The organism is Ruegeria sp. BC1 (assembly GCF_056539305.1).
In genome coordinates this window covers 905,744-918,926 of the sequence record NZ_JBQFUT010000001.1, presented here as the reverse complement: position 1 = coordinate 918,926, position 13,183 = coordinate 905,744, and the positions used below count along the sequence as shown (strand labels likewise).

General features: G+C 58.2%; 16 protein-coding genes. 14 read left to right on the top strand and 2 right to left on the bottom strand.

All coding sequences use genetic code 11. The features are described 5' to 3' along the window. Positions 1-19: 19 nt before the first annotated feature. From ACR0IY_RS04590 to ACR0IY_RS04530, 13 genes are all read left to right on the top strand, one after another. Complete coding sequence (locus ACR0IY_RS04590) at positions 20-1,198, top strand: phage major capsid protein (protein ID WP_480670695.1); 1,179 nt, start codon at positions 20-22, stop codon at positions 1,196-1,198. Positions 1,199-1,369: 171 nt separating this feature from the next. Beyond that, positions 1,370-1,969 carry a head-tail connector protein gene (locus ACR0IY_RS04585; RefSeq protein WP_480670694.1) on the top strand — a complete coding sequence of 200 codons (600 nt, stop codon included), beginning with the start codon at positions 1,370-1,372 and terminating at the stop codon, positions 1,967-1,969. Beyond that, positions 1,966-2,304 (top strand): phage head closure protein, encoded by a 339-nt coding sequence (locus tag ACR0IY_RS04580; RefSeq protein WP_480670692.1) that lies wholly within the window; start codon positions 1,966-1,968, stop codon positions 2,302-2,304. Before ACR0IY_RS04585 ends, ACR0IY_RS04580 begins: the two co-directional genes overlap by 4 nt. Further along, the gene (locus ACR0IY_RS04575) at positions 2,301-2,714 is read left to right on the top strand and encodes a DUF3168 domain-containing protein (RefSeq protein ID WP_480670690.1); all 414 of its coding nucleotides are present in this window, start codon (positions 2,301-2,303) and stop codon (positions 2,712-2,714) included. The genes ACR0IY_RS04580 and ACR0IY_RS04575 overlap by 4 nt, the downstream gene beginning before the upstream one ends. A gap of 20 nt (positions 2,715-2,734) precedes the next feature. Continuing rightward, entirely contained in the window at positions 2,735-3,148 is a 414-nt protein-coding gene (locus tag ACR0IY_RS04570) for a phage major tail protein, TP901-1 family (RefSeq protein WP_480670688.1), read from the top strand. A 4-nt stretch (positions 3,149-3,152) separates the two neighbouring features. Beyond that, positions 3,153-3,473 carry a gene transfer agent family protein gene (locus ACR0IY_RS04565; protein WP_480670686.1) on the top strand — a complete coding sequence of 107 codons (321 nt, stop codon included), beginning with the start codon at positions 3,153-3,155 and terminating at the stop codon, positions 3,471-3,473. Then, the gene (locus ACR0IY_RS04560) at positions 3,470-3,679 is read left to right on the top strand and encodes a rcc01693 family protein (RefSeq protein ID WP_480670684.1); all 210 of its coding nucleotides are present in this window, start codon (positions 3,470-3,472) and stop codon (positions 3,677-3,679) included. The genes ACR0IY_RS04565 and ACR0IY_RS04560 overlap by 4 nt, the downstream gene beginning before the upstream one ends. Next, the gene (locus tag ACR0IY_RS04555; RefSeq protein WP_480670682.1) at positions 3,666-4,328 is read left to right on the top strand and encodes a phage tail tape measure protein; all 663 of its coding nucleotides are present in this window, start codon (positions 3,666-3,668) and stop codon (positions 4,326-4,328) included. The genes ACR0IY_RS04560 and ACR0IY_RS04555 overlap by 14 nt, the downstream gene beginning before the upstream one ends. Before the next feature lie 15 nt (positions 4,329-4,343). Then, on the top strand, positions 4,344-4,976 hold the full coding sequence (locus ACR0IY_RS04550) for a phage distal tail protein, Rcc01695 family (protein WP_480670680.1): 633 nt from the start codon (positions 4,344-4,346) through the stop codon (positions 4,974-4,976). Beyond that, entirely contained in the window at positions 4,976-5,863 is an 888-nt protein-coding gene (locus ACR0IY_RS04545; protein ID WP_480670678.1) for a DUF2163 domain-containing protein, read from the top strand. The genes ACR0IY_RS04550 and ACR0IY_RS04545 overlap by 1 nt, the downstream gene beginning before the upstream one ends. Further along, a complete protein-coding gene (locus tag ACR0IY_RS04540) occupies positions 5,860-6,306 on the top strand; it encodes a C40 family peptidase (protein WP_480670676.1) in 447 nt (148 codons plus the stop codon). Before ACR0IY_RS04545 ends, ACR0IY_RS04540 begins: the two co-directional genes overlap by 4 nt. Further along, a complete protein-coding gene (locus ACR0IY_RS04535; protein WP_480670675.1) occupies positions 6,307-10,275 on the top strand; it encodes a baseplate multidomain protein megatron in 3,969 nt (1,322 codons plus the stop codon). Continuing rightward, positions 10,276-10,572: a DUF7742 family protein gene (locus ACR0IY_RS04530; protein WP_480670673.1), complete on the top strand. Its 297-nt coding sequence runs from the start codon at positions 10,276-10,278 to the stop codon at positions 10,570-10,572. Here the strand turns inward: ACR0IY_RS04530 and ACR0IY_RS04525 are convergent. After that, entirely contained in the window at positions 10,553-10,912 is a 360-nt protein-coding gene (locus ACR0IY_RS04525; RefSeq protein ID WP_480670671.1) for a TraR/DksA family transcriptional regulator, read from the bottom strand. The genes ACR0IY_RS04530 and ACR0IY_RS04525 overlap by 20 nt on opposite strands. 63 nt (positions 10,913-10,975) lie before the next feature. Between ACR0IY_RS04525 and cysE the strand changes: the two genes are divergently transcribed. After that, positions 10,976-11,785, top strand: a complete 810-nt coding sequence (gene cysE / locus ACR0IY_RS04520; protein WP_480670669.1) for a serine O-acetyltransferase — start codon at positions 10,976-10,978, stop codon at positions 11,783-11,785. Positions 11,786-11,859: 74 nt separating this feature from the next. Here cysE and ACR0IY_RS04515 read toward each other — a convergent pair whose 3' ends face one another. Next, positions 11,860-13,173 (bottom strand): pyruvate dehydrogenase complex dihydrolipoamide acetyltransferase, encoded by a 1,314-nt coding sequence (locus ACR0IY_RS04515; protein WP_480670667.1) that lies wholly within the window; start codon positions 13,171-13,173, stop codon positions 11,860-11,862. Positions 13,174-13,183 lie beyond the last annotated feature (10 nt).

The window sequence follows — 13,183 nt, the reverse complement described above, 5'->3', positions numbered from 1 at the left end:
ACCCAAAAAGGAAGTGCTGATGAGCAAGACCGAGACCCCGGCCTTGACCGGAGAGGGTGCGCCCCTGGTTCAGGAGGTGAAGCAGGCGATGGCTGGCTTCGTGAATGAATTTAAGGGCCTGAAGGCTGAAATGAAAACCAAACTGCAACAGACAGAAGAGCGACTGACCATGCTGGATCGTAAATCAACCATAGCGGCGCGCCCGCATCTTGCGGCATCCATCGAAGACGGTGCCCCGCACCAGAAGGCCTTTGACGCCTATGTGCGTTCGGGTGAAGATGACGGCCTGCGCGGGTTGGAAATGGAGTCGAAATCGCTATCCAGCGCGGTTAACAGCGACGGTGGCTATCTGGTCGATCCGCAAACTGCCGAGATCATCAAATCCGTACTGAAGTCCACGGCGTCGATCCGATCGATAGCTTCGGTTGTCAATGTCGAAGCGAACTCTTTCGACGTGTTGATCGACCACACCGATGTGGGCGCGGGCTGGGCCGATGAAACTTCTGCTGCGACCGAAACGGCGACCCCGTCGATTGACCGTATCTCGATTGCGCTTCACGAACTGAGCGCGCTGCCCAAGGCCTCGCAGCGCCTGCTAGATGACAGCGCTTTCGACGTCGAAGGCTGGCTGGCTGGCCGTATTGCCGACAAGTTCGCCCGTGCCGAGGCTGCGGCGTTCATCTCGGGCGATGGGATGGATAAGCCCAAAGGTATTCTGGATCACGCCAAGGTCGACAATGACGTCTGGGCCTGGGGCAATATAGGCTATGTACCGACGGGTATCGATGGTGGCGTCGATGCGGATGCGATTGTCGATGTTGTTTATGCGCTAGGTGCACAATATCGGGTCAATGGCACTTTCGTCATGAACTCGAAAACCGCTGGCGTGATCCGCAAGCTGAAGGACAGCGACGGCCGCTTCTTGTGGTCGGACGGTCTGGCCGCGGGCGAGCCCGCACGTCTGATGGGCTATCCGGTGCTAATCGCCGAGGACATGCCGGATGCAGGTTCCGACAGCTTCTCGATCGCCTTTGGTGATTTCCAGGCTGGTTATACCATTGCCGAGCGCCCCGATTTGCGCGTCCTGCGCGACCCGTTCAGCGCTAAGCCGCATGTCCTGTTCTATGCAACCAAGCGCGTGGGTGGTGATGTGAGCGACTTTGCAGCGATCAAGCTGGTGAAATTCGGTACCGCTTAAGGCGGGCTGAATACGAGGGGCCTCGGCCCCTCGGGCGGCGGGTACGGGCCGGGGTGAGATCCCCTGCGTTGTCTAGCTGCTCCCCTCCGTCCGAGCAACGTGGGGCGGTGCGTGCCCGTCAATTTCCAAGGAATACGGCCCCGGAGGGGTCCGAGATTGCGGAGTGAATGGATGATGTTGATCGAAGAAACCGCCATCGCGGATGCGGTGCTGCCGGTGGATCAGTTCAAGGCGCATCTGCGGCTGGGAACCGGCTTTGCCGAGGGCAGCGTGCAGGATGAAGTGCTCAAAGGTTTTCTGCGGGCGGCGATTGCCGCGATTGAAGCGCGCACTGGTAAAGTGCTGATCGAGCGCGCATTTTCCTGGAGCCTGAACGGATGGCGCGACACGACGAGCGAATTGCTGCCTGTAGCTCCGGTAACAACAGTGGATGCGGTCATTTTGACTGACGCCGCAGGTACCGAAACAGCGATCCCGGCAGACGTCTATAGGGTGGAGCATGATAGCCAGCGCCCAAGGCTGCTCCCGACGGGTTCGAGGTTGCCTGCAGTTGCGACGGGAGGTGGGGTGAAGATCTTGTTCTCCGCAGGCTTGTCGATGGACTGGGGCGGCTTGCCCGCCGATCTGGGGCAGGCGGTTTTGCTGCTGGCAGCGCATTACTACGAGTATCGGGATGAAACCGCTTTGGGAGCAGGTTGCATGCCATTTGGCGTGACCAGCCTTATACAGCGATATCGTGTGGTGCGCTTTGGTGCTGGGGTTGCGCTATGAAGTGCCCCCAGTTGAACCGAAAATTGATGCTTGAGACTTCGGTTCGCGCCGCTGATGGCGCGGGAGGTTTCACCGAAACCTGGCAACCGCTGGGTACAGTTTGGGCCGAGGTCACCGCACGCAGCGGTGCTGAACGTCAGGTGGCTGGGGTGCCGGTGTCTCGCGTAAGCTATCGCATTGTCGTACGCGGAGCACCCGAAGGGTCTTCAATGAGGCCTTCTCCCGATCAGCGTTTCTTAGACGGCTCCCGGCGCTTTGTCATTCGTGCGGTCGCCGAGCGTGATCCACGCGGTCAGTACCTGACTTGTTTCGCGGATGAGGAGGTGGCGGCATGAGTTATGGCGTTTCAGCCGCTTTGCAGGCGGCGGTGTATCAACTGCTTTCCAGCGACGCGCAAGTTGGCACACTTTCAGGGGGAGCGATCTATGATGCGGTCCCAGCCGGTTCTGTGCCTCAGACCTATGTAACGCTGGGCCCCGAGGATGTTCGGGATGCCTCGGATCAGTCCGGTAGCGGAACCACGCATCGCCTCACAATTTCAGTGGTATCCGAGGTCGCTGGTTTTGGTGCCGCTAAAGCTCTGGCCGGTGCGGTGTGTGATGCGCTGGAAGGTTCAGCGCTGAACCTCGACCGCGGGCGGATGGTTGGGCTTTGGTTCGAACGCGCTTCGGCTCGTCGAACGGGAACTGGAGGCGCGATCCGCCAGATCGACCTGAGATTCCGCGCCCGCGTGGAAGACGACTAAGCAATCAACGGAGAGAGCATATGGCTGCCCAGAACGGAAAAGACCTGTTGGTCAAAGTGGATATGAACGACTCGGGCCTGTTCGAGACCATTGCGGGGCTGCGTGCCACGCGGGTTAGTTTAAACGCAGAAAGTGTGGATGTGACGACTTTAGAAAGTCAGGGGGGATGGCGCGAGCTGCTGTCGGGCGCTGGTGTCAAATCAGCTGCGATCTCGGGTTCGGGCGTGTTCAGGGACGCGGGTACGGACGAACGCGCTCGGCAACTTTTTTTCGACGGCGAGACGCCGAGTTTTCAAGTGGTTATTCCCGATTTCGGTATTGTCGAAGGGCCGTTTCAGGTGACGGGGATCGAATATGCAGGTTCGCACAATGGCGAGGCGACATATGAGATGAGCCTGGCCAGCGCCGGCGCACTGGCCTTTACGGCGCTGTAATCCAATGACGAATCCGTGGACGGGCGAGGTGGCATTGACCATCGATGGGAAGCGGCGGGTGCTCAAGTTGACGCTGGGTGCTTTGGCGGAATTGGAACAGGAACTGGGCACCGGATCTTTGGTGGAGTTGGTGCAGCGGTTCGAAGGTGGTGCCTATTCCAGCGGCGACGTATTAGCGCTGATCGTAGCGGGGTTGCGGGGTGGTGGGGCCGATGTGTCCCGCGCTGACCTGCTGCGTACAGATATCGATGGCGGTCCGATGGCGGGTGCGCGTGCTGCGGCTGAATTGCTGGCGCGGGCCTTCATGGTTCCAGAACAGACATGAGCGGGTTCGACTGGCCCACGCTGATGCGGGCGGGATTGGTCGGACTGCGCCTGACGCCAGAACAGTTCTGGCGTCTGACCCCGGCCGAACTGCGGCTGATGCTGGGGCAGGGCACGGGACTTCCGGCGATGAACCGGGCGGGGCTGGATGCCCTGTTGGCAGCCTATCCGGACAAGACACAAGGAGAGCGTGATGACGGATCGTGACGGCTTGGATGACCTGCAAGAGCGGGGAGAGGCGCTGGGCGACTCGCTGGGGGATGCGGCGTCGATGGCGGCAGCTTTTGACGGCCAGATGAAGCGGATCAGCGCAGCTTTCGAAGAAACCGGCAAGGACGTCGCCACGTTGGAACGTGGAATGTCGGGCGGGTTGCGAAAAGCCTTCGACGGTGTGGTGCTGGATGGGATGAACCTGTCCGACGCGCTGGATGTGCTGAAAAACTCGATGATCCAGACGGCGTATGCAGCAGCGATTAAACCGGTGACGGATCATTTCGGTGGAATGCTGGCCAATACCGTGGGCGGTCTTGTGCAAGGCATTCTTCCATTTGCGGACGGTGGCAGCTTTTCCCAGGGTCGGGTGATGCCTTTTGCCAATGGCGGCGTAATCAGTGGTCCTACCACATTTCCCATGCGCGGAGGTACGGGATTGATGGGCGAGGCCGGTCCTGAGGCAATCATGCCATTAGCGCGCGGTCCTGATGGAAAGCTGGGTGTGCGCACATCCGGTGGCGCGCGCGCCGTAAACGTCGTGATGAACATCACCACTCCAGACGTACAGGGTTTCCGGCGCAGTCAAGGTCAGATTGCCGCTCAGATGAGCCGCGCGCTGGGACGCGGTAATCGCAATAGATAAAACAGGGAGCAGGCCATGAATTTCCACGAAGTGAGGTTTCCCGCGAACCTGAGTTTTGGCTCGGTCGGTGGCCCGGAACGGCGCACAGATATCGTGACGCTGGCCAATGGGTTCGAAGAGCGCAACACCCCTTGGGCACATTCTCGGCGGCGCTACGACGCAGGGTTGGGGATGCGGTCTCTGGATGACATCGAAACACTGATTTCGTTCTTCGAGGCGCGTCAGGGTCAGATGTTCGGCTTCCGCTGGAAGGATTGGTCGGACTACAAATCTGGCCCGGCAACAGTGGACGTTGATCAGGGGGACCAGGTTATTGCACGCGGCGACGGTGTTCAGACGGCGTTTCAATTGGTCAAAACCTACAGCTCTGGCGGGTTCAGCTATGTTCGCCCAATCGTGAAGCCCGTGCTTGGGACGGTTAGAATTGGCATCGAACAGGACGAAATGCACGAAGGCGTTGACTTTGAAGTCGACCTTTTTGGCGGGCTGATCACATTTGCGGCTCCTCCTCCCGAGGACGTGGAAATTACAGCCGGGTTCGAGTTTGACGTTCCGGTCCGGTTCGACACCGACAAAATCCAAACCAGCGTCGCCAGCTTTCAGGCGGGTGATGTCCCCAATGTTCCGGTGGTCGAGGTGCGTGTCTGATGAGCGGAGACAAACAAGGGCTGCACGCTCACTTGCAGAGCGGGCTAACCACAACCTGCCGGTGCTGGGCAATCCGACGCTCTGATGGTCGGGAATATGGCTTTACCGATCACGACATGGAGTTGAGCTTTGACGGACTGACTTTCAAAGCCAGCACTGGACTGACCGCAACGGCGATTGAGCAAGCCACAGGTCTGTCGATCGACAATTCCGAGGCGATGGGCGCGTTCTCGGATGCGGCGGTGACGGAAGAGGATATTGAAGCTGGTCGTTTTGATGGCGCTCAGGTGCGTGCGTGGCTTGTAAACTGGGCCGTGCCCGATCAGCGCAAGCTGCAATTTCGCGGCTCAATCGGTGAGTTGCGCCGCGCAGGTGGAGCCTTCCATGCCGAACTTAGAGGGTTGACCGATTTGCTCAACCGGCCGCTGGGCAGGATTTATCAAAAGCCCTGCACGGCCGTTTTGGGAGACAGTGCCTGTGCATTCAACACGGACGCTCCGGGATATTGGGCCGAGGCGAAAATTACGCGCGTGACCGCAGGCAGCGCTTTGCAATTGAAGGGCGCAAAAGCTCCGGTTCCGGGTTGGTTTGCGCGTGGTCGTCTGGAGGTCGTCTCCGGCAAGGCGTCGGGCTTGTGGGCATCGGTAAAGCAGGATGAGCGAATTGCGGGGGGGCGCAATATCAAGCTTTGGTCCGGGATCGGTGGAGGCCTGGCCATCGGTGACCGTGTCAGATTGACGGCTGGGTGCGATAAAAGCATGGGGATGTGCCGCCTGAAGTTCAATAACATGATGAATTATCAGGGATTTCCTGACCTGCCGGGGGAGGATTGGATGATGGCCGTGCCAAAGCAGGGCAATCCAAACAACGGAGGCAGTATACGATGATCACCTGCCGAAAAGATATTGTTGATGAGGCGCGTAGCTGGTTGGGGACCCCGTATGTCCATCAGGCTTCTGCAAAGGGCGCCGGTACGGATTGTCTGGGATTATTGCGCGGAGTTTGGCGCGCACTAATTGGGTGCGAACCCGAAGCGGTTCCGACGTATAGCATGGATTGGTCCGAGCCTCAGGGTGAGGAACGTTTGTGGGCTGCCGCGTGTCGCCACCTGACCGAAAAGAGCCCGGCCGACGCTGATGTGGGTGATATTCTGTTGTTCCGCATGCGGGAAGGACGTGTCGCCAAGCATATAGGTATCGTCAGCAACGTGAAGACTGTGCCCCGATTCATTCATGCCTATTCCGGCCATGGAGTTGTCGAAAACACTCTCAGCGATCCCTGGCGCCGCCGGGTGGTCGCCTGTTTTGAATTTCCGCTGGAGGAAAAGTGAATGGCTACAATTGTTCTTTCTGCAGCAGGGGCCGCAGTTGGTGGTGCAATTGGCGGCACTGTCCTGGGGCTTTCGACGGCGGTCATCGGACGAGCGATTGGCGCAACGCTGGGCCGGGTCATCGACCAACGGCTGATGAGTCAATCTATCATGGGCGGGGGAAGCGAAGTGGTCGAGACTGGCCGCTTGGACCGGTTTCGCCTGACCGAAACCGGTGAAGGGGCCCCGGTTGCCAGAGTGTTTGGTCGGATGCGAGTGGGCGGTCAGGTCATTTGGGCCTCGGATTTTTTGGAAACCAAAAGCACCAGTACTACGACACAAGGCGGCGGAGGAGGAAAGGGCTCACCCAAGGCGCCCGAGGTCACGACGACAACGCACAGCTACAGCTACTCGATTTCTTTGGCGATCGCAGTGGGGGCCGGCCAGATTTCGGATGTTCCGCGTATTTGGGCGGATGGAGAGGAACTGGAGCGCGCAGGCCTGAATATTCGCGTCTATCGCGGCGGCCATCATCAACTGCCGGATCCGTTGATCGAATCCATTGAAGGCGTGGGAAATGTCCCAGCTTATCGGGGTACGGCCTACGTTGTGATCGAGGACCTGCAACTGGCCGCATTCGGAAACCGGGTGCCGCAATTCTCATTCGAAGTGGTGCGTCAGGAACAACCCGTTATGCCGGATACGCCAGAAGCCTTGTCCAGAACAGTTCGTGGCGTTGCACTTATGCCGGGTACTGGCGAGTACGCGCTTGCCAACGAGCAGATCAATTACACAAAAGGCCCGGGCCAGAGTTGGGCAGCAAATGTCAATTCCGTCTCTGGTCTACCGGATCTGGTGGCATCCGTCCGGTCATTGCAAAAGGAACTGCCATCCTGCGACGCGACCTCATTGATCGTGTCCTGGTTCGGGGATGACCTGCGATGCGCGCAATGCCAGATCCAACCGAAGGTTCTGCACAAAGAAATTGAGGGTGAGAACATGCCCTGGCAGGTGGCTGGGGTAGATCGCAATGCGGCCAAAGTTGTACAACACGATAATGACCGCCCCGTTTATGGCGCTACGCCGGCGGATCAGTCGGTGGTGCAGGCGATCCGCCATTTAAAATTTAATGGCAAGCGGGTGATGTTCTATCCGTTTATCCTAATGGATCAGATGCCCGGCAACGGATTGCCTGACCCGTGGTCTGACGCCGCAGAGCAGCCGCATTTGCCTTGGCGTGGTCGGATCACCCAGAGCGCTGCGCCGGGCCGACAAGGTTCACCGGATCAGACGATAGCGGCGGATGTGCAGGTGGCGGTATTCTTTGGAAATGCCCGTGCCACCGATTTTGTCGTCGGGGATGGTGTTGTCACCTATAACGGCCCAGAAGAATGGGGCTTGCGAAGATTCATCCTGCACTATGCAGCGTTGTGCAAAGCCGCAGGTGGCGTGGACTCGTTCTGTATTTCGTCCGAGATGCGAGGCCTGACCCAAATCCGTGGCGCGGCAGGCTTTCCAGCTGTGGAACAGCTTCGCGATTTGGCTGCAGAGGTCCGCTCGATTTTGGGACCCGAGACCAAGATCGGCTATGCGGCGGATTGGAGCGAATACTTCGGCTATCAGCCCAACGATGGATCAGGGGATCGGTATTTCCACCTTGATCCACTTTGGGCTGACGACAACATCGATTTCGTCGGCATCGACAATTACATGCCTCTTTCGGACTGGCGAGACGGCGAGGATCATCTGGACCTGAAAGCAGGGGCCGATGCGATCTATGAACTTGATTACCTGCGCGGCAACATCGAAGGCGGTGAAGGGTATGATTGGTACTACGCGTCTCCCGAAGAGGCTGAAGCCCAGATAAGGACTCCGATTGAGGATAGCGAACACGACGAGGCGTGGATCTGGCGCTACAAGGACCTGCGTAATTGGTGGTCGCAACCGCATCACGAACGTATCGGCGGCGTTCGGCAAGCAAACCGGACAGACTGGGTGCCCGGTTCGAAACCGATCTGGTTTACCGAAGTCGGTTGCGCAGCCATCGACAAGGGAACCAACCAGCCCAACAAATTCCTTGATCCAAAGTCTTCCGAATCCAGCCTACCGCGATATTCCAATGGGCTGCGTGACGACTTTGTTCAGGTGCAATACCTCAAGGCTATTCTGGGCTATTGGTCAGACCCCAAGATTAACCCTGTTTCGCATGAGTATGGCGGCCGGATGGTGGATATGGCGAATACGTATGTCTGGGCTTGGGATGCACGCCCTTTTCCGACGTTTCCCAACCTGCGAAGCCAGTGGAGCGATGGTGCAAACTATGCGCGGGGACATTGGTTGAATGGGCGATCGGGGTCGCGGACACTCGCTTCGGTGGTTACTGAAATCTGCCATGATGCCGGGGTGACGAATATCGATGTGTCGCGACTTTATGGCGTTGTCCGTGGATATGTGGTTGGCGACGTAACCACAGCCCGTGCCGCCTTGCAGCCATTGATGCTGCGCTATGGCTTCGATGCGATCGAGAGGGACGGCATTCTGTTATTCCAGATGAGGGATGGACGTAGGCCGCTGGCGCTGGATACCGATCTTCTGGCCGACAGTTCCGATATCGAAGGTCGAATTGAGTATCGCAGAGAGGGTGAGGCTGAATTAACGGGCCGTGTGCGTTTGCGGTTCGTGCAATCGGATTCGGATCACGACATCGTATCCGAGGAAGCCGTATTGCCGGACACACGCACCCATTCGGTGTCGGATAACGAAATGCCACTGTCGATGACGCGCGTCGAGGGCCGTCAAACTGCCGAACGCTGGTTGAGCGAAGCCAGGGTATCGCGTGAGACGACCCGGTTCGCGTTGCCTCCGTCGATGCTGCACTTGGGCGCGGGCGACGTGGTTAGCCTGACCAAAGACGGGCAGAGCACACGTTATCGCATCGACCGTTTGGAACAATCCGATCTGCAGTTGGCTGAAGCGGTGCGAATTGAACCCGGCATATACGCTCCGTCTGATCTGCCGGACGATGTCGTGACGGCAAAACCTTTTGTCGCGCCGGTGCCCGTTTTGCCAGTGTTCATGGACTTGCCACTGATCAACGGGTCCGAGCAACCGCATGCGCCTTACCTGGCGACGTCAGCGAACCCTTGGCCCGGAAGTGTTGCCGTGTATTCCGCCGCCAGCGACGAAGGCTATAAACTGCAAGACGTGATTTCAGGTCAGGCTGTCATCGGGTTCACCAAGTCACCCCTCATGCGGGCGAGTGTTGGTGTTTGGGACGAAGGCACGCCTTTGCATGTCGAGCTTATCGACGGCTTGTTGGAATCGCGCCCACGGGATGCGCTGTTGAATGGTGCCAATCTGGCTGCAATCGGGGACGGTTCGCCCGGCAACTGGGAAATCTTTCAATTCGCCGATGCCACCTTGCAAGAAGACGGCCGTTTCACATTGTCTGGCAGATTGCGCGGCCAACTTGGGACGGACACGATAATGCCCGATGTCTGGCCCGACGGATCCATGTTTGTCCTTTTGGATCAAAGAGTTTACCAAACCAGTCTGTTGCGGTCAGAGCGTCGCGTGACCAAACATTTTCGCATTGGTCCGGCGACGCGGGGGTACGATGATCCGTCATTTTCTCATCTCGTTGAGGCGTTCGATGGAAACGGTTTGCGGCCCTATGCACCTGTGCACTTGAAGGTTTCCCCCACGGCTTCGGGCGATCAGTTTTCGTGGACCCGCCGCACCCGGTTAGACGGGGACGACTGGTCAGGATTGGATGTGCCTTTGGCGGAAGAGAGCGAAGCCTACCTCGTTCAAGTGCGCGCCAATGGCGCCGTGGTTCGCGAGCAGGTCGTTCCCGATCCAAACTGGCTCTACCAGAGCTCGGCGAAAGCTGCGGATGGGGTCAGCGGCCCGTATGACGTTACGGTGGCGCAGGTCTCGGCCAGCTATGGGCCAGGATTGCCCGCCAAACTGACTGTCGAACAAGCATAAATGCGCCCACTTTTGCACGGAGATGTCAGCGCTGCAGCACGCGTGCTGCTTACGGTTCCACCAGCAGATCGTAGTCGCCTTTGTATTCGCATGATTATGGAAGCAGAACTGGCCAACAAATTTGTCGGCCAGACCGGGCAGCTTCATCCATTGTTCGGCAACGGTTCCCTAATGGCGGTTGCACGCAACAGGCGGCTTGCGGATGAGCCAAGCTTTGACGATCTTCAATACTGTCAGTGTTTCGAGATGGTATTGCGCAATCTGGTCCGATTCCAGATCAGCCGGTTGCGCAGCTAACACATTTGGTGGCGGCGAGATCAAGGCTTAACCGGCCATTTGGAATTTCGTCGCCGCAATCCTCACAATAGCCAAATTCACCCTCATCAAGACGTGCCAGCGCCGCCTGAAGTCGTCGAACCTCTAAATCCCTGTTGGCTTGTTGTGCCTTGGCCATCGCTTGATTCTGCAATGCGTCCATTCTGCTGAGGCGGCCAATGGCTTGTTGATCCAGTTCAACAACGGCTCGCGCCCCTTTTTCCGAAGCTGAATGATCCGCAAGTTCGGCCAGACGTGCATGTATTTTTGCTTCAAACTCTGCCAACTTGGATTTATTCATTTTTGTTACCTTGCCGATCACGGGTTTGCGTTTGGTAATTTTACAACTAAATGGCATCCTAGGCGCAGCAAAGGATCGAAAGCCATGTTGGAAAAGCGCAGTCAGGTAACTCCGGTAGACCCGGTTTGGACCCGTATCACGACCGAAGCCCAGGCGGCGGTCGAGAACGAGCCATTGATGGGTGGGTTGGTACATGCCTGTATTCTGCACCACCGCAGCCTCGAGCGGGCCTTGTCGTACAGGGTATCGGCCAAGCTGTGTTCGAACGAAATGTCTATGATGGTGCTTCGCGAGATCGTGGACGAAGCCTACGCCAACGACGCCTCGCTTATCGAAGCGGCGCGTGCGGATTTGATGGCGGTCTACGAACGCGACCCGGCCTGCCACCGCCTGTTACAGCCGATCCTATATTTCAAAGGCTATCAGGCCATGCAGGCATATCGCGTGGCGCATTGGCTGTGGAACAAGGGTCGGCATGATCTGGCGTACTTCTTCCAGATGCGCTCATCCGAGATTTTCGGGATCGACATTCACCCGGCCGCGAAGATCGGCAAAGGTATCATGATCGACCATGCGCATTCGATTGTGATCGGTGAAACGGCAGTGGTCGGCGACAATGTCTCGATGCTGCATTCGGTCACTCTGGGTGGAACCGGCAAGGAAGAGGAACAGCGTCATCCAACGATTGGAGACGGAGTTCTGATTGGGGCCGGGGCCAAGGTTCTGGGCAACATCATTGTTGGGTCCTGCAGCCGTATCGCCGCGGGTTCCGTCGTATTGCAGGCCGTTCCTGAATGTAAAACCGTTGCGGGTATTCCGGCCAAAATCGTGGGTGAGGCTGGGTGCGACCAGCCATCCATCTCGATGGATCACATGCTGGGTAAAGACCAGTAAGTATATATGATTAAATTAAAAAAGACCGTCTCACCTGAGTGTGGCGGTCTTTTTTTTGACTTATCTCTGAAGGATCAGGCCAGCATGACCATCGGGTTTTCCAGATTATCAACGATGGCTTGCAGCAGCTGCGCACCAAGTGCGCCGTCGATGACGCGGTGATCGACTGACATAGTGACGGACATGACTGTGGCAACCGTCAACTCTCCATCGTCACCGACGACAGGTTTCTTGAGGCCGGTGCCGACTGCGAGGATACCAGCATGCGGCGGGTTCACGATGGCGTCGAAATTGTCGATACCGAACATGCCCAGGTTTGAGACCGCGAAAGTTCCGCCTTGATATTCATGGGGTGCCAGCTTGCGCTCGCGGGCGCGGCCTGCAAGATCTTTCATCTCGGTCGACAGAGTTGACAGTGATTTGGTGTCAGCATCTTGCAGAACCGGCGTGAACAACCCGCCTTCAATAGCAACTGCGACCGCCACGTCCGAAGGTTTCAGTTGCAGCACGCGGTCGCCCGCCCAAACCGCATTGCATTCAGGAACTTGCTGTAGTGCGTTGGCAACGGCCTTGATAATGAAGTCGTTGACACTGAGCTTTACGCCACGGCCTTCCAGTTGCTTGTTCAACTGGCTGCGGAACTTAAGCAACGCGTCCAGCTTGATATCCCGGCGCAGATAGAAATGCGGGATGGTCTGCTTGGCCTCGGACAAGCGGGCGGCGATGGTCTTGCGCATGCCATCCAGCTTGATTTCTTCATACTCGCGACCTTCGTACATCCGGGCGACAGCATCTGCCGATGGACCGGAGGGCGCTGCCGCTGCGGGTGCTGCGGGCGCTGCTGCGACCGGAGCGGCCGTTGCCGGAGCCGCCGAGGCGCTTTCGACATCGGCTTTGACGATACGGCCATGCGGGCCGGAGCCGGTGATCTGCGCCAGATCCAGACCTTTCTGCGCGGCGATGCGGCGGGCCAGAGGCGAGGCGAAGATACGACCGCCATCGGCCTTGACCGGAGCAGCTGGGGCAGGGGCGGACGCCTCAGACGCCGCTGGCGCGGCGGCCTCGTTGCCCGCGGCGACTGCAGGGGCAGCCGCGGGGGCTGCGGCTGGTGTGGCTGGTGTGGCTGCGATATCGTCGGCGCTTTCGCCATCTTCTAGCAGGACTGCGATGGCGGTGTTGACCTTGACCCCTTCGGTGCCCTCGGGGATCAGGATCTTGCCAATGGTGCCTTCGTCCACGGCCTCGAACTCCATCGTGGCCTTATCGGTTTCGATCTCGGCCAGCAGGTCACCGGACGATACTGTGTCACCTTCCTTTACCAACCATTTGGCAAGAGTTCCTTCCTCCATGGTCGGCGACAGGGCGGGCATCAGAATTTCTGTAGGCATCTGTGTCGCT